Origin of the sequence: Flavobacterium odoriferum (assembly GCF_025499515.1) — a bacterium.
GTDB classification, from domain to species: Bacteria; Bacteroidota; Bacteroidia; order Flavobacteriales; family Flavobacteriaceae; genus Flavobacterium; species Flavobacterium odoriferum.
Genome location: NZ_JAMKFA010000014.1, coordinates 102,723 through 118,964 on the forward strand (window position 1 = coordinate 102,723; position 16,242 = coordinate 118,964).

Annotated in this window: 13 protein-coding genes; 3 read left to right on the forward strand and 10 right to left on the reverse strand. The window is 30.9% G+C overall.

Annotated elements, in window-relative coordinates; genetic code table 11:
- The first annotated feature begins 3 nt into the window (after window positions 1-3).
- From M9Q43_RS11360 to M9Q43_RS11370, 3 genes are read left to right on the forward strand one after another with little or no spacing between them, the layout of a single operon-like run.
- Window positions 4-1,872 (forward strand): proton-conducting transporter transmembrane domain-containing protein, encoded by a 1,869-nt coding sequence (locus M9Q43_RS11360; protein WP_262319017.1) that lies wholly within the window; start codon window positions 4-6, stop codon window positions 1,870-1,872.
- An 11-nt stretch (window positions 1,873-1,883) separates the two neighbouring features.
- Window positions 1,884-3,494, forward strand: a complete 1,611-nt coding sequence (locus M9Q43_RS11365) for a SulP family inorganic anion transporter (protein WP_262319018.1) — start codon at window positions 1,884-1,886, stop codon at window positions 3,492-3,494.
- 2 nt (window positions 3,495-3,496) lie between these two features.
- Window positions 3,497-4,258, forward strand: a complete 762-nt coding sequence (locus M9Q43_RS11370; protein WP_262319019.1) for a DUF2490 domain-containing protein — start codon at window positions 3,497-3,499, stop codon at window positions 4,256-4,258.
- 38 nt (window positions 4,259-4,296) lie between these two features.
- Here the strand turns inward: M9Q43_RS11370 and M9Q43_RS11375 are convergent, their stop codons facing one another.
- The 10 genes from M9Q43_RS11375 to miaB form a co-directional block, all read right to left on the reverse strand.
- A complete protein-coding gene (locus M9Q43_RS11375; protein ID WP_262319020.1) occupies window positions 4,297-6,639 on the reverse strand; it encodes a hypothetical protein in 2,343 nt (780 codons plus the stop codon).
- A 7-nt stretch (window positions 6,640-6,646) separates the two neighbouring features.
- The gene (locus M9Q43_RS11380; RefSeq protein WP_262319021.1) at window positions 6,647-8,992 is read right to left on the reverse strand and encodes a hypothetical protein; all 2,346 of its coding nucleotides are present in this window, start codon (window positions 8,990-8,992) and stop codon (window positions 6,647-6,649) included.
- Window positions 8,993-9,076: 84 nt separating this feature from the next.
- The gene (groL, locus tag M9Q43_RS11385) at window positions 9,077-10,702 is read right to left on the reverse strand and encodes a chaperonin GroEL (protein ID WP_262319022.1); all 1,626 of its coding nucleotides are present in this window, start codon (window positions 10,700-10,702) and stop codon (window positions 9,077-9,079) included.
- Window positions 10,703-10,763: 61 nt separating this feature from the next.
- Window positions 10,764-11,039 (reverse strand): co-chaperone GroES, encoded by a 276-nt coding sequence (locus M9Q43_RS11390; protein WP_008256449.1) that lies wholly within the window; start codon window positions 11,037-11,039, stop codon window positions 10,764-10,766.
- A 141-nt stretch (window positions 11,040-11,180) separates the two neighbouring features.
- A complete protein-coding gene (secG, locus tag M9Q43_RS11395) occupies window positions 11,181-11,537 on the reverse strand; it encodes a preprotein translocase subunit SecG (RefSeq protein ID WP_262319061.1) in 357 nt (118 codons plus the stop codon).
- Window positions 11,537-12,343 carry a tetratricopeptide repeat protein gene (locus tag M9Q43_RS11400; protein WP_262319023.1) on the reverse strand — a complete coding sequence of 269 codons (807 nt, stop codon included), beginning with the start codon at window positions 12,341-12,343 and terminating at the stop codon, window positions 11,537-11,539. Before M9Q43_RS11400 ends, secG begins: the two co-directional genes overlap by 1 nt.
- Window positions 12,344-12,358: 15 nt before the next feature.
- Window positions 12,359-12,862 (reverse strand): LptE family protein, encoded by a 504-nt coding sequence (locus M9Q43_RS11405; protein WP_262319024.1) that lies wholly within the window; start codon window positions 12,860-12,862, stop codon window positions 12,359-12,361.
- On the reverse strand, window positions 12,862-14,121 hold the full coding sequence (locus M9Q43_RS11410) for a sigma-54 interaction domain-containing protein (protein ID WP_262319025.1): 1,260 nt from the start codon (window positions 14,119-14,121) through the stop codon (window positions 12,862-12,864). Before M9Q43_RS11410 ends, M9Q43_RS11405 begins: the two co-directional genes overlap by 1 nt.
- Before the next feature lie 45 nt (window positions 14,122-14,166).
- Window positions 14,167-14,538, reverse strand: a complete 372-nt coding sequence (locus M9Q43_RS11415; RefSeq protein ID WP_262319026.1) for a GxxExxY protein — start codon at window positions 14,536-14,538, stop codon at window positions 14,167-14,169.
- Window positions 14,539-14,579: 41 nt separating this feature from the next.
- Window positions 14,580-16,028 carry a tRNA (N6-isopentenyl adenosine(37)-C2)-methylthiotransferase MiaB gene (gene miaB / locus M9Q43_RS11420; RefSeq protein WP_262319027.1) on the reverse strand — a complete coding sequence of 483 codons (1,449 nt, stop codon included), beginning with the start codon at window positions 16,026-16,028 and terminating at the stop codon, window positions 14,580-14,582.
- Window positions 16,029-16,242: the final 214 nt, after the last annotated feature.

The following is a 16,242-nucleotide window of genomic DNA, read 5'->3' on the forward strand; positions in this document are numbered from 1 at the left end:
ATCATGGAACATATACTTCAATATTTTTTATTAGTACCTTTTTTAGGGTTTGTCGTAAGTATCTTTTTACCAGAGAAAAACGAAAAATTAATATCTGGAATTGCTTTCGGAACGGTTTTTATTCAATTTTTGGGATTGGTATTGTTTATCGGTTTTTGGATTTTTAATGGTTCAGAAGATTTGAATTTAAAAGAAATAACACTTTTAAAAACAGATCATTATGAGTTTTTTATAGATTTTTATTTTGATAAAATTGGTGCGGTTTATTTGTTTGTTGGGGCTTTGTTAACCTCAATGATAACAACTTATAGCCGTTATTATTTGCACAGAGAAAAAGGATATAAACGTTTTTTTAATACCGTTTTGTTTTTCTTTTTTGGTTATAATTTGGCCATTTTAGCAGGTAATTTCGAAACCTTATTTATTGGTTGGGAAATCATCGGAATTTCATCATTTTTATTAATCGCATTTTATAGAGAACGTTATTTGCCAGTAAAAAACGCATTTAAAGTGTTTTCAATTTACAGAATTGGCGATGTCGGATTACTACTAACCATGTGGGCAAGCCATCATTTATTTCATGAAAATATTACGTTCATGAAGTTGAATAATTATGAGTTGGTTAACGAACATTTACAAAGTCATTCATTTATTGGTGTTTTTATAGCACTTTGTTTGGCTTGTGCGGCTGCGGCAAAATCGGCTCAAATTCCGTTCTCATCATGGTTGCCAAGAGCAATGGAAGGACCAACGCCATCAAGTGCAATTTTCTATGGTTCATTATCCGTGCATTTAGGCGTTTTCTTAATGTTAAGAACCTATCCATTTTGGGAACATCAAACCACTATGCGAATTGCTATTGGTTTAATGGGATTTACAACCAGTATTGCTGCATCATTAATGGCGAGAGTTCAATCTTCGGTAAAAAGTCAGGTCGCTTATAGTTCCATATCTCAAATTGGTATTATTTTCATCGAAATTGCATTAGGATTTGAAACGTTGGCTTTAATTCACTTTGCAGGAAATGCATTTTTAAGAACGTACCAACTGTTAGTTTCGCCATCTGTGGTGAGTTATTTGATTCGAGACCAATTTTACAATTTCCAGCCAAAAAGTAAAAAAGCTAATTTATTTTTTCCAAAACGAATTGAAAACTCTTTGTATATTCTTGCTTTAAAGGAATTTAATTTGGAAGGCTTCTTGAATTTGGTACTTTGGAAACCCTTAAAAACAATCGGAAAGTTATTAGATTTTTTAGATATCAAAAGAGTGTATTCCTTTTTTATTCCGCTTTTTGTATTGGGCTTTTTAGCTTATAAATTCAAAGTAGATTTGCCACAACAACTTATTTCGGTTTTACCTGAAGTCTTCGCGTTTATTGGATTGGTATTTGTTTTTAAATCCTTTTCAGAACGAAAAAGTCCGTTTCTAGCCTGGATATTAATCGTATTAAATCATTTTTGGATTGCTTTAGCCATTGTGTTTAATGACAAAGTTAGCGTAAGCGAGATTGCCTTTTATTTAGCAGGAATTATTCTGGCAGGAGGCATAGGTTATATTGCTTTGCTTCAGCTGAAAAAAATAGAAATGCGGATTTTAATTAGTCAATATTTAGGACATGTTTACGAACATCCAAAATTTGCTTTCTTTTTCTTGTTGGCAACACTTGGAATTACTGGATTTCCAATCACTTCAACATTTATTGGCGAAGATTTGATTTTTAGTCATATTGGTAGTAATCAAGTTATTCTTGCCTTTTTCGTAGCATCAAGTTTTGTGGTTTCAGGTATTGCTGGAATCCGAATTTATGCACGTTTATTTCTTGGACCTCATGTAAAAACATACCATGAGTTGCCTTACAAATCATCATAAAATTGTTAAAAATGAATTCAAAAATTAAAAAATATATACCTGCTGATGGATTGGCGGGTCTAAAGGAGAATTTTAAATCGGATGCAATTTCTGGTTTCATTGTGTTTTTATTAGCATTGCCTTTAAGTTTAGGAATTGCAAAAGCTTCTGATTTTCCTCCAATTATGGGATTAATTACTGCAATTATTGGTGGTTTAGTCGTTTCGTTTTTCATGGGTTCTCGTTTAACGATTAAAGGACCTGCTGCTGGTTTAATTGTTATTGTTGCAGGCGCTGTTGCCGAGTTTGGGCAAGGAAACAACGATTTAGGTTGGAAATTAGCCCTTGGAGCAATGGTTGTGGCAGGAATTATCCAAATTCTTTTCGGAGTTTTAAAATTAGGAAAATTAGCCGATTTCTTCCCGCTTTCTACTATTCACGGAATGTTAGCAGCTATTGGAATTATTATTATTGCTAAACAAATTCCAGTTTTATTAAATGATAATCCTGCTTTAGCAAAAGGAATGGGACCAATCGAATTGTTATTAAACATTCCCAAATTCATCATCAATTTAGATACAAAAGCTTCGATTATTGGAGTGGTGAGTTTGGTAATTATGTTGGGTTGGCCATACATCAAAAACAAATCTATTAAGATGATTCCGGCGCCCTTGGTTGTGTTGTTATTTGCTATTCCATGTGAATTATTTATGGATTTCGCACACACAGAACCACCGTATGCTTTGGTAAAAATCGGAAATTTAGTAGATAATATCAACTGGAATGTCGATTTTTCAGGAATTAATCAAACCGGATTATTCATTAAATATGTGATTATGTTTGCTTTGGTTGGAACGTTAGAATCGTTACTAACCGTAAAAGCCATCGATTTGTTAGATCCATTCAAAAGAAAATCCAACACAAATAAAGATTTAATCGCAGTTGGAATTGGAAATACGCTAGCTGCTGTTTTAGGTGGTTTGCCAATGATTTCTGAAGTAGCTCGTAGTTCTTCTAATGTTAATAATGGTGCTAAAACGCGTTGGGCAAATTTCTTTCACGGATTTTTTATTTTACTTTTTGTTTTATTAGCAGCTCCGTTACTAGAAATGATTCCTAACGCAGCTTTAGCCGCTATGTTAATTAGTGTGGGAATAAAATTAGCGCATCCAAAAGAATTCATGCACATGTTACATATTGGAAAAGAACAATTATTCATTTTCACGGTTACTGTTTTGGTAACTTTATTTGAAGATTTATTACTTGGAATTGCTGCAGGAATGTTGGTTAAAATGATTATTCATGTTGTAAATGGCACACCGATTTCTTCTTTCTTTAAAGCGCCTACTGTGGTTTCCTTCGTGGATAATGAGTACAAAGTTGAAATTAATAAAGCCGCTATTTTTTCTAATTATTTAGGAATCAAAAGAAAATTAGAGGAAATTCCGCCTGGATATCAAGTAAGTATTTGTTTGAAAAAAACAAAATTAGTAGACCATTCGGTAATGGAAAATTTGGAGCATTTTAAACATGATTATGAAGCACATGATGATGGAGGAACAGTAACTATCATTGGTTTAGAAAATCATAAACCCTTATCTTTGCACCCAAAAGCTTCAAGAAAAAATCTAATTGCAGAATAAGGATGAAAAATATAAAAATGCGCTTGCTGTTCTTTATCGGAATAGCGAGCTTATTTACTGTGAATATTAGTTATGCACAAGTAAAAGAAAGTAATAACGATATTTGGTTGCATTATTTTGGAAAGAATATGATTACAGAAAAGTTTTCATTTTCGTTTGAAGCCACAATGCGATATGCTAACGGATTTTCTGAAAAACAGCAATATTTTATTCGTCCTTCGGTAGATTATCAATTTACTAAAAAGTTTATGGGAAGTGTTGGGTTTAGTCATTATAATACGTATTCCTACGGAAATCCTGCGATGAATAAAATTAGTATTCCTGAAAATCATTTTTGGATTCAAGGAACGTTTGTTCACAATAGTGGAAAATTAAAAATCACACATCGATTACGAGATGAATTTCGATATGTTGGTGTTCCTGTTCTGCAATCAAATGGTGATTTAGAAATAGATTATTACGACTATAGAAACCGAATGCGTTATATGCTTTTATTCAATTATCCTTTGATAAAAAAGGAAGAGGTTACGAAGTTATTTGCTTTGTTTGGTGATGAGGTTTTTATGAATATTGGTTCGAATGCAGGAAAGACATTTTTAAATCAGAATCGATTGATTGGTGGAGTTGGATATAATTTTGATAAAAACCATCAAATTCAATTGAGTTATATTCATCAAAATATTTGGAATTATACGAATACATTTCAAGAAAATAATCCGACAGTAAGATTGTCCTATATGTCAAATTTCGACTGGTCTAAGTAATAAAAAAATCCGATTAGAATTTCTCTAATCGGATTTTTTTATTTGATTTCAAGTTCAATATCTTGGTTGTATAATTGACCCTTATCATCAATGCCTTGAACATTTAATATAATCTTTTTTTGATTGTTAAGTGGAATTTGGTACTCAAAAATACCATTTGTATTGGATTGAATAGTTCTTGTAAAGTCTAGTGTTCCGTATTCTTTAAAAACTGCTTCAGACTGATTTGATAATTTCTCAGAAGTTACGAATGGTAAAACATTTTTAAATCCATTGGTAATATAAAAGAAATTACTGTTTTTAGTTTCTGGCAAAGGATTAAAAGTTGGTTGTTTTTTTGTAAAAATACTTATTACCCCATTCATCCCTTCTTGTCCCATTCCTGCTCCTCTATTATTAATGTATATTTCATCTACGTTTATTAATCTAAAGTTCACTAGGTCATTAATATTGTAAATTCGTCCGTTGTCTAATAAAACAATAGGATATCGATTTCCTAAAAATGAACGTTTGTTTCTTGTTACGATTACTGTATTTCCAATGCTGTCACGTATTACATCATATTGGTGAGATGCAATAAATGATAAAACATCTTTATATGTGTCTGATACTACTTCTGTAATTTTATATGCTTGAGCGCTCCTCGTTGATGGAAAATTTGTATATAGAAGTTTTTGTTTTACGTTTTGCACAACTTCTACATTTTTTAATTCTGTTGTTTTTATTTCAGAATTGTTGTAATCATAATCATTGCTGTTGTCTGAATAACTTAATTCACAATTTGAAACTAAATCAATTGTATTTAGTTTATTGAATTTTGATTTATTCTTTTTTAATGTGTGTAAAATAGTTGTTTTATTAGCTAAATCTGGTTTTTTGGGAAAATTGTAATGAATAGATATTGAATCAAGTGCCAAAATATTTTTAAAAACAAAATCAGAATCTGGATTCATGGTAGTTGTTTCGCTAATTCCATTAGTTGAAAAAATTTTAAGTTGCTTGGTCGCTTTTGATGAATTAGAATTATTTAATCTGATTGTCAAATCAATACCTGTTTCAAATTCGTACTTTATATTTGGAATTATGTTAAGAATTGATTGCCAATTATATTTTGATGTATTTGAAATTAAAAATAAGTCAAAATCCGCTGAGGTAGTTTTAGAATTCAACAATTCAGGATTAATTTTGTTGGTCAAATAATTGTCAAAAGCCAATGTTTTTAATATTGAATTTGAATAGATGCTTTTACTTGTTGAGAAAGGTAATGCACTAATGCTTAATTGTGAATTGAGATTGTTTAATTTTCCAATTATTTTAATGCTGTCATTAGTCTTTGTGTGACTTATTATGGATACTGCATTAGTAGAATTTTCTTTTTTGTAGATTATTCTTTCAGAGATTTGATTTAAATTCTTATCGATTAATCGAAGTATATTTACTCCTTCAAAGAAGTTTTTCTTATCTAAAGTAAATTTTGAAATAACGTTTTTTTGAATTTTAAAAGTTATAAAACGAGTAGCTCTGTCTTTTTGAATGAGAAGGAATAATTCTTCATTTTCATACTTTTTCAGCGTATTTGGATTAGCTCTAATTTCTAAAGTATAAGAGTCACCAATGATACCTTCTAATAGTAAATTAAAATTATCTGATGAAGGTTTTTTTAATTTTTCGGAAAAATTTATAAAATTATTATTGCTTACAATTGAATAAATTTCATCTTTAACTTTTGGGAGAATAAATTTTCCATACCCCAATTTATTGGTAGAAAAAGTGGTAATTACATTTTGTTTTTCATCTAAAACTTTAATGTTTTCAATCTTAATACCTTTATTTAAGCAATCCGATATTTTTACAACAACATTATTATCACAATCGGTAATTAAATTTCCTCCTTCATAATTTATGCTAACAGTAACATTGTTTTTGTCATATGATTTTGTGGCATTAATTTGTTTTGGAACTATAATTTCAATTTCTTGATAAGTTGATTCATCTTCCTCAAAATTATTCATGAAATTGGTATACACATGAAGATAATACATTCCAGATTCTAATTCTTTAGGTAAATTTATTTGCCCATCAATAGTTCCATTAGAAGCAAAAAACAGATTATTTGAAAGTTCTTTTCTTTTAGAATTGTACAAACTCACATAAACATTTGTAGTCCCAATGTTAAGCGAGTTTGTTTTTTTATCATAAATGTATCCTTTAAACCAAATAGTTTCATTAGAAAGAAAAACAGTTTTATTTAAATGCAAATGAATGTTTTCTCTTTCAAATTGATAATAGTTATCTATTGACTGAGCAATTTTTTCTTTATTCACGGTTTGTGAAAAGCTGAAAAAATGAAATAAGCATACTAAGAAAACTGTTTTTTGCATAATAGTTTTATTTTATATCAATTTCAAAATTATTGTAATACAGTTGCCCAAAATTATCAATTCCTTGAATGTTAATTTTTAATTTTTCTTGGTTAAAGTGCGGAATTGTAAACTCGAAATTTCCGGTCTCATCTGTATAAACATTTGGAATCCAATCAATTGTTCCGTATTTCAAAAATGATTCATTACTATAAGATACATATTTTGGATTTTCATACTCTAATAAAGGTTGAAAGCCTCCTTTTATTATTAAAGATTTTGATTTTATCAGATTTGGACTTTGTTTAGCTACATATGTTTTTTTTGTATAAATTCTAATTGATCCATTTGTTCCACCACTACCACCCATTCCATACCCGTGTTTGTTAATGTAAATTTCATCAATGTCTATAAGTAATAAATTTAATAAGTAAGTAAAATCTGTTAGTGGTGCATTATCTAAAAAAACAGCAGGTTCTCTATTTCCTAAGAACGATTTAGTGATTCTGGAACGAATAGTTATATTTCCACCTTCTCTACTTACATCATAACCATGAGATGCAATAAATGACAGAACATCTCTAAATGAAGTTATATCACTATCGTTGATTTTATACCCTTTAGCCATTGAATTATTATATTCTCGTTCTTTTTCAAGCTTTTCTTTTTTTACTTCGGCAACTTCAACATCTTTAAGAATAGTTACATTTTCTAATTTTGGGAATTCTAGGTTTGTATCAAAATCATTCTTAATAAATTTTTCTGATGGACATAAAGTCTTAATTATTAGTGGTTTTTTATTAAATTTTTTATTGTTATTTGTTACTCTTGAATAAATATTAAGCGACTGAAGTTTATCATCTTTTTTAATTAATGAAAAATGAAAATTTGTTGAGTCAATGGCTAATATGTTTTTGAATTCAAATTCGTTTTTTTCATTTAATGTAGTAGTCTCATTAATTCCATTTATTGAAAACAATCTTAATTTTTCTTTAGAACCTACATTTTGATTTACCTTGCCATCAATATTTAAACCAATATCAAATGAATAGGTTTCTTTAGGAGTTTCGTTTAAGATAGCACTCCACTTGTAATTCGTTTTTGAATGTAGAAGAACTAAGTCTAATTCGTATTTTTTTCTTTTGTTAAAATTTTCAAAATAATAATCTGTATTTAACTTCTCTGTAGAGCAATAATTTTTAAAAACTAAATTAGAGATTATATTGTTTGTGTTGTTGTTTGCATCACCAGTAGGTAATGTACTCACACTAAAATTTCCTATTCGGTTATTAATTTTTCCACTAACTTTAATACTATCTTTTGTTTTAATTGTTGTTAGTGAGATTTTGTTTTGAATTAAATTGTGATAAATTACTCTTTCAGATATTGATTCTAAGTCACTATTAATTAATCGAATTGCACTAATTCCGTTAGGAATATCCGATTGATTTATGACAAAGTTTTTTTGAGTCGCGTCTAAAATAAAATCAACTACATTACCTTGATCATTTTTTTGAATAATTATTGAAAAAGGTTTGTTTTTGTATTTTTTAAAACTTTCTTCATTAGTTTTAATTGTTATTAGAAGTTTGTTGTCATCACTATAATTAACGGCTGTAACATTTATTCCTTCTAAAACAGGGAAGTCTAGTTTTTTAGAAATTGCTTTGGCGTTATGTTCAAATTCAATTGTATAAATTTCTAAATTGGTTTTAAAAAGGTCAAATTTACCATAACCTTCGCTGTTGGTTGCAAATGTATTTATGACTTCTCCTTTGTTATTTTTCACCTTAATATTGCCTATTTTTAAACCATTTCCATAACAATCTTGAATACTAACACCAACAGTGTTGTCGCAATTTGCTAATAAACTTCCGCCTTCATATGATGTAATTATTGAAGGGCTTGTTGTTTCTTCAGATTTTGTTGGAATAACCTTATCTTGAATATTGATTATTTTTAAAGGCTGAATTGTTGATTCGTTTTCTTTAAAATTATTCATGTAATTGGTGTAAACATGAATGTAATAATTTCCAGAAGGTAATGATTCGTTAATTTTAATTTGTCCTAAAATAACTCCGTTTGAAGCATAAAAAAGTTGATTTGAAATTTCTAAATTATTTTCATCTAATATCGAAACATAAACATTTGTAGTTTCAAAATTAAGTTTTGACTCTTTTTTTTCAATTATATAACCTTTAAACCAAATAGTTTCGTTTGTTAAATAGACAGATTTGTTAAGGTGTAAAAAGATGTTTTCACGATCTAATTTATAATAATTAATTAATGTTTCATCAATTTTATTTTTATCCAAATTTTGAGAAAATAATTGTAAACAGAAAAAAAGAGTAATAATTAAAAAATTGTTTTTCATGGCTTTAAGATTTTTATATTTTGTAAATATAAAAAAAACTGCTTGAGATTATCAAGCAGTTTCTAATTTTTTTTAAGAAAAATATTACATCATTCCTGGCATTCCACCGCCCATTGGCATACTTGATGATTCTTCTTTTATGTCAATTAAAGCACATTCTGTAGTTAAAATCATTCCAGCTACAGAAGCTGCGTTTTCTAAAGCTACACGTGTTACTTTTTTAGGATCGATAATTCCAGCAGCTAACATTTGAACATATTCTCCTGTTTTTGCATTGAATCCGAAATCGGCTGTTCCTTCAGTAACTTTTGCAATTACTACAGAACCTTCGCCACCAGCATTTTCAACAATAGTTCTCAAAGGAGATTCTACCGCTTTATTAATGATTTGAATTCCTGTTGCTTCGTCTGCGTTTTCTGCTTTGATATTTGCTAAAGCGGCTTTTGCTCTTACTAAAGCAACACCACCACCAGCAACAATTCCTTCTTCAACAGCTGCACGAGTTGCGTGTAAAGCATCGTCAACACGATCTTTTTTCTCTTTCATTTCTACTTCAGAAGCCGCTCCAACATATAAAACAGCAACACCACCCGCTAATTTAGCTAAACGCTCTTGTAATTTTTCTCTATCGTAATCAGAAGTTGTAGTTTCAATTTGCGATTTGATTTGGTTTACTCTTGCTTTAATGTTTTCTGCATCGCCTGAACCATTTACAATTGTTGTATTGTCTTTGTCAATTGTAATGTTTTCTGCTGTTCCAAGCATATCTAAGGTAGTGTTCTCTAATGAATAACCACTTTCTTCAGCAATTACAGTTCCACCAGTTAAAATTGCGATGTCTTCTAACATAGCTTTTCTTCTGTCTCCAAAACCTGGTGCTTTTACAGCAGCAATTTTTAAACCACCACGTAATTTATTAACTACTAAAGTTGCTAACGCTTGTCCGTCTACATCTTCAGCGATAATTAATAATGGTCTTCCAGATTGTGCAACTGGTTCTAAAACCGGTAACAATTCTTGTAAATTTGATATTTTTTTGTCGTATAATAAAACGTATGGATTGCTTAATTCAGCCACCATTTTATCTGCATCAGTTACGAAATAGGGTGATAAATAGCCTCTGTCGAATTGCATTCCTTCTACCACATCAACGTAAGTGTCCATTCCTTTTGCTTCTTCTACAGTAATAACACCTTCTTTTCCAACTTTTGAAAAAGCGGTTGCAATTAAATCACCAATCGTATCATCGTTGTTGGCCGAAATAGAAGCCACTTGTTTGATTTTTTCTGAAGAATCACCCACAGCTACCGATTGTTTTCCTAATTCAGTAACAATAGTATCAACAGCTTTGTCAATTCCTCTTTTTAAATCCATTGGGTTTGCTCCAGCAGCAACGTTTTTCAAACCTTCTTTAACGATAGCTTGTGCTAAAACTGTTGCAGTTGTTGTCCCGTCACCAGCTAAATCATTGGTTTTAGAAGCTACTTCTTTCACCATTTGAGCACCCATGTTTTCTAATGGATCTTGTAATTCGATTTCTTTTGCAACAGAAACACCGTCTTTAGTTACAGTTGGTCCACCAAACGATTTCGAAATAATTACATTTCTTCCTTTTGGTCCTAAAGTTACTTTTACTGCATTTGCTAATGCGTCAACGCCACGTTTTAAACCATCGCGCGCTTCAATGTCGAATTTTATATCTTTTGCCATTTTAATTTTTTGTTTAAATGTTTAACGTTTAAATGTTTAAAAGTTGTAGTTCAATCTATGATTAAAGAATTGCGTAAATTTCGTCTTCTCTCATAATCAGGTAATCTTTACCTTCATATTTGAACTCTGTTCCCGAATATTTACCATACAAAACGGTATCTCCAACTTTTACAGTCATGGTATAGTCTTTTTTGCCATTTCCCACGGCTACTACAGTACCTTTTTGTGGTTTTTCTTTTGCAGTGTCTGGAATAATAATTCCCGAAGCTGTTGTAGTTTCTGCTGCCAATGGAGCAATTACTACACGATCTGAAATAGGTTTAATGTTTAATGACATAGTTGTATATTTTGGTTATTAAAATTAATTTGTTGATTGTTGTTTTTCAGAAATTATGCCAAACCAATTTTCTGACATTTTTACTGAAATAAAAAAGCCAGCACTGACAGGCTGGCATTTTTATATGTTTTTTGTATGTTTTTATTTTTTTTCTGCAGGTGCAGGTGTAGCAGGTGCAGTTTGTTTTGCAGCTTCAGGTGTAGTTGGAACTGTAGTTGTTGGTACAGCCATTTCTTCTTCTCCTAAAATTTTTGAACCAGTTGCTCCACCACCATTAAAACTCAAACTTGAAAGTAAGATTAATGCAATTAGAATTCCTCCTAATGTCCATGTACTTTTATCTAAAAAGTCTGTTGTTTTTTGAACTCCACCTAATTGTTGAGAACCACCAAATGAAGAAGATAAACCTCCACCTTTAGGGTTTTGAACCATAATAGCTAAGATTAATAAAAAACAAACAATTGTTATCGCAATTAAAAAACCTGTAAATCCCATAATTAATTATTATTTTGTTGTAAATTTTTGATTTCATTTATTCGGTCTGCAAAGAAACTACTTTTTTCTGGATATTTCAAAATTAATATTTCATAAGCTTGTATTGCTTTGTTATATTTTTTTTGTTCTAAGTATACTTTTGCTAATGTCTCAGTCATTAAGTGTGTTGGCTCTTCAACACTTTTAGTAATATTTGCAGGTGTTTTCGTTAGATCTTTTACTGGAGCAATTTTTGGATTGGCTTCAATAAATTTATCTATTATATCTATTTTTTTTTGCTTTTCAGCTTCAATTTGAGGGTTGATTGCCTCATTTTCACGATCAATTGGACTAAATTTTGTCAATTGTAACCATTCTTGAAACGAATGTCTTTCAGTAGGAGTAAAAGGTAAAGGTTTACCAATTTCTAATTTTTCTTCTGAAGTTTTTTCTATTACTTCAAGCTCAACTTTTTCTTCTTCAGTGGCAATAGTTTCTATTTGAGGAAGCACAATTACTTCTTCCATATGATGTACTTCAATATTTAACAAAGATTTTTGAATTTCATCTATCTTTTCCTGTTGAATCGCTGTGAAATTATCCGAAGTAATAAATTCAAATAATATTGTTCTATCTGTTGTGTAAGCAGCTGTTTTTTTTAATTCATAATTATATCTAAAACTTTCCTGATTGAACAATCCTTTTAAATGCAAGGCACGCACTGCTTGAAAGTACGGAAATTGCAAGACAATATTTTCTAAAGCTATCGTTTGTTTTTCGTTGGTAGCTTCAGGTTTGTTTAAAAGATATGTTAAATCAGATGTGTTCAAAAGTTTATAAATTAATTACCATTTTGCTAATGATTCGTTAAAAACATCTTGAGTGATTCGTTCAAAAATCACATCTAATGCTGCAGTTAATTGTGAACCAACCAATTGCTCATTGGCATCGAAGTCATAGAAAAATGAAAAACGTTTTTCAAAATTGTCATCTTCTTTTTTTCTATTTACAAAACGAACCATTACAGCAATCGTAAGTCTGTTTTGTGCAGCTCTTTGATCAGCTGTAGCAGTCATTGGTGTAATGCGATATTCAACAATTTCACCTTCATAAAGCAAATCACCTCCTTGTGAAGTTAGATTTAAATTAGTCTGGTTTTGAATGATGTCTTGTAATTCTAAAGTGAATGTTCTTTCAATTCCTGGTTCAATTAATTCAGCATTATTTTGAAAATAATTTACTTGAAAAGTTTCGGCATCTATTTTTCCAGTTCCAGTGAAATTATAAACTCCGCAACCATTCAATAGAAAGGAAAAAGTTACAGTTATTGCTATGATGAAATATCTCATTATAAGTCGTATTGTTTTATTTTTCTATAAAGTGTTCGTTCCGAAATCCCTAATTCGTCTGCTGCTGCTTTTCTTTTTCCTTTGTTTCGGTCTAAAGATTTTTTGATTAACTCAATTTCTTTTGCTTCTAAACTCAAGGTTTCTTCTTCGTCAACTGTTTCAGCAAATAGATAATTCTCATCGTCATCGTCTTCAAACTCTTCTTGCATTAGATTATTTTGATTCGGAAGCATTTCAACTCTTGGTTCTTCTTCAAAAATAGCATTTTCTTCGGGTTTACCGTAAATTTTCTGAATTAATCCTTTGTTCGCTTCTTGTACTTTTGAACTTCCGTTTTGCATTAATTCCATCGTAAGCTTTTTCAAATCATTCAAATCGCTTTTCATATCAAAAAGGACTTTGTACAAAATTTCTCTTTCGTTGCTAAAATCACTCTCCGATTTTTTACTTCCAATTACCGAAGGTAAATTTGCATTTTCTTGAGGTAAATAGGAGTGAAGCGTTTGCAAAGAAATCTCACGTTTGGTTTCTAGAACTGAAATTTGTTCAGCAACATTTCGTAACTGACGAATATTTCCGCTCCATCTGTATTTTATCAACAATTGAATGGCATCGTCATCCAATTTAATAGGAGGCATTTTGTATTTATGCGCAAAATCGGCAGCAAATTTTCTAAACAACAAATGAATGTCGTCTTTGCGTTCGCGAAGTGGTGGCAACATAATGTCAACCGTACTCAATCGATAAAATAAATCTTCACGGAATTTGCCTTTTTCAATCGCATCAAACATATTCACGTTGGTAGCAGCTACAATTCTCACATTTGTTTTTTGTACTTGCGAAGAACCCACTTTGATGAATTCTCCATTTTCCAAAACACGTAATAAACGCACTTGAGTCGTTAAAGGTAATTCGCCTACTTCATCTAAGAAAATAGTTCCACCATCAGCTACTTCAAAGTAACCTTCACGCGTATTGGTTGCTCCGGTAAACGAGCCTTTTTCGTGACCAAAAAGTTCACTATCAATTGTTCCTTCTGGAATTGCACCACAGTTTACAGCAATGTATTTTCCATGTTTTCTGTGCGAAAGTGAGTGAATAATTTTTGGAATACTTTCTTTTCCAACACCACTTTCACCTGTTACCAATACCGAAATATCCGTTGGAGCAACCTGAATGGCTTTCTCCACGGCACGATTGAGTTTTGGGTCGTTCCCAATAATTTCAAATCGTTGTTTTATAGCTTGTACTGATTCCATTTTTTTTATTTTTTTGCCACGGATTAAAGGATTTTCACTGATTAATTAAAATACTAATCTTTTATGTTGTAATGATTTGTTTTGAAAATTTACCAATAAGCCAATTTCTGAATCTGAAAGTTTCATATAATTCAATACTTGTGCAGTATGTTCCCCTGAAAATTCTTTTATAGCTTTTACCTCTAAAACAATATCTTCATTTACTATGAAATCAGCATAAAATTTATGCGGTAATATTACTCCTTTATATTCGATTGAAAATTCTTTTTCTCTCTCAAAAGGAATATTATTTGCTTTAAATTCTATCTCTAACGCATCTTTATATACTACTTCAAGTAATCCTGGACCAAGATTCCTGTGAACTTCCATACAAATCCCAATAATTTTAAAAGTTTCTTCTTCCCTATAAAGTCCCATATCGAAATCCGTGTTAATCCTTTAATCCGTGGCTTATATTTTTAGTTCATTATTTCAGAATATCCAACCGCTTCTCCAATTAAAGTTGCAGCGGTACAATCTGTGATTTTTACTAGTACGAATTCGCCTACTTTGTAATTTTCTTTTGGAAAAACTACTACTGTATTTTGAGAATTTCTTCCGCTCCAATGAACGTCAGAACGTTTTGATTCTTTTTCAATCAATACTTCTACCTCTTGTCCAATGAAGCGTTGCGTTCTTTCTAATCCGTGTTTTTGTTGTAAATCTACAATTTCGGTTAATCTACGTTTTTTAACTTCTTCTGGAACGTCATCTTCCATTTTTCTGGCAGCTAATGTTCCAGGACGTTCTGAATACGCAAACATAAATCCGAAATCGTATTTTACATATTCCATCAAACTCAAAGTATCTTGATGGTCTTCTTCTGTTTCTGTTGGAAAACCAGCAATCATATCTTGTGACAATGAAATATCTGGAATAATCGAGTATATTTTATCAATCAACGCCATGTATTCTTCACGGGTGTGTTGACGATTCATTTCTTTTAGAATTCTAGTACTTCCACTTTGAACCGGTAAGTGAATGTAGTTACAAATATTATGGTGTTTCGCAATAACATGCAATACTTCTTCATGCATATCTTGCGGATTCGAAGTAGAAAATCTAAAACGCATTTTCGGAAACAACATCGCACATTTGTCTAACAATTGCGCAAAATCCATAGCCGTAGCTTTTTGCATTTCAGTGGCTTTGTCGTAGTCTTTTTTCAAACCACCACCATACCAAAGGTAACTGTCAACATTTTGTCCTAACAAGGTTACTTCTTTGAAACCTCTATCGTATAAATCTTGAATTTCGTCAATAATACTTTGTGGTTCACGACTACGCTCACGACCACGTGTAAAAGGAACAACGCAAAACGTACACATATTATCGCAACCTCTTGTAATTGAAACGAAAGCATTCACTCCATTACTATTTAAACGAACAGGTGAAATGTCTCCATAAGTTTCTTCTTTAGAAAGAATTACGTTGATAGCATCTCTTCCTTCTTCAACTTCAGCTAATAAATTCGGTAAATCCTTGTAAGCATCTGGTCCAACCACCATGTCTACAATTTTTTCTTCCTCTAAAAACTGACTTTTCAAACGTTCCGCCATACAACCTAAAACCCCAACTTTCATGGTTGGATTGATTTTCTTTACAGCGTTGTATTTTTCTAAACGTTTACGAATGGTTTGCTCCGCTTTATCGCGAATAGAACAAGTGTTTACCAAAACTAAATCGGCATCTTCTAAGTTTTGAGTTGTATTATATCCGTTTTCATAAAGAATAGACGCCACAATTTCGCTGTCCGAAAAGTTCATTTGGCAACCATAACTCTCTATAAAAAGTTTTTTTGTATTTCCTTCTTTTTGGTCAAGCACTAAACTTTGACCTTGTTTTTTCTCGTCAATTTCCTTTTCCATATAAAGATTTCCTTTAAATCAGTCTGCAAAGATAATACTAAATTATAAAATCTGACAAGATGGCAGAAAAGGTTTAACATGAAATTTTTAAATTATTTTTTGTTCTAATTCTAAGTAGCCGTTTTTCGTGGTTTTTACACCTATATATATAGGAGTAATTTGACTGATATTTTGGTTAATTGTAGGTAAAAAAATACTCGGGATGTTAAAATTT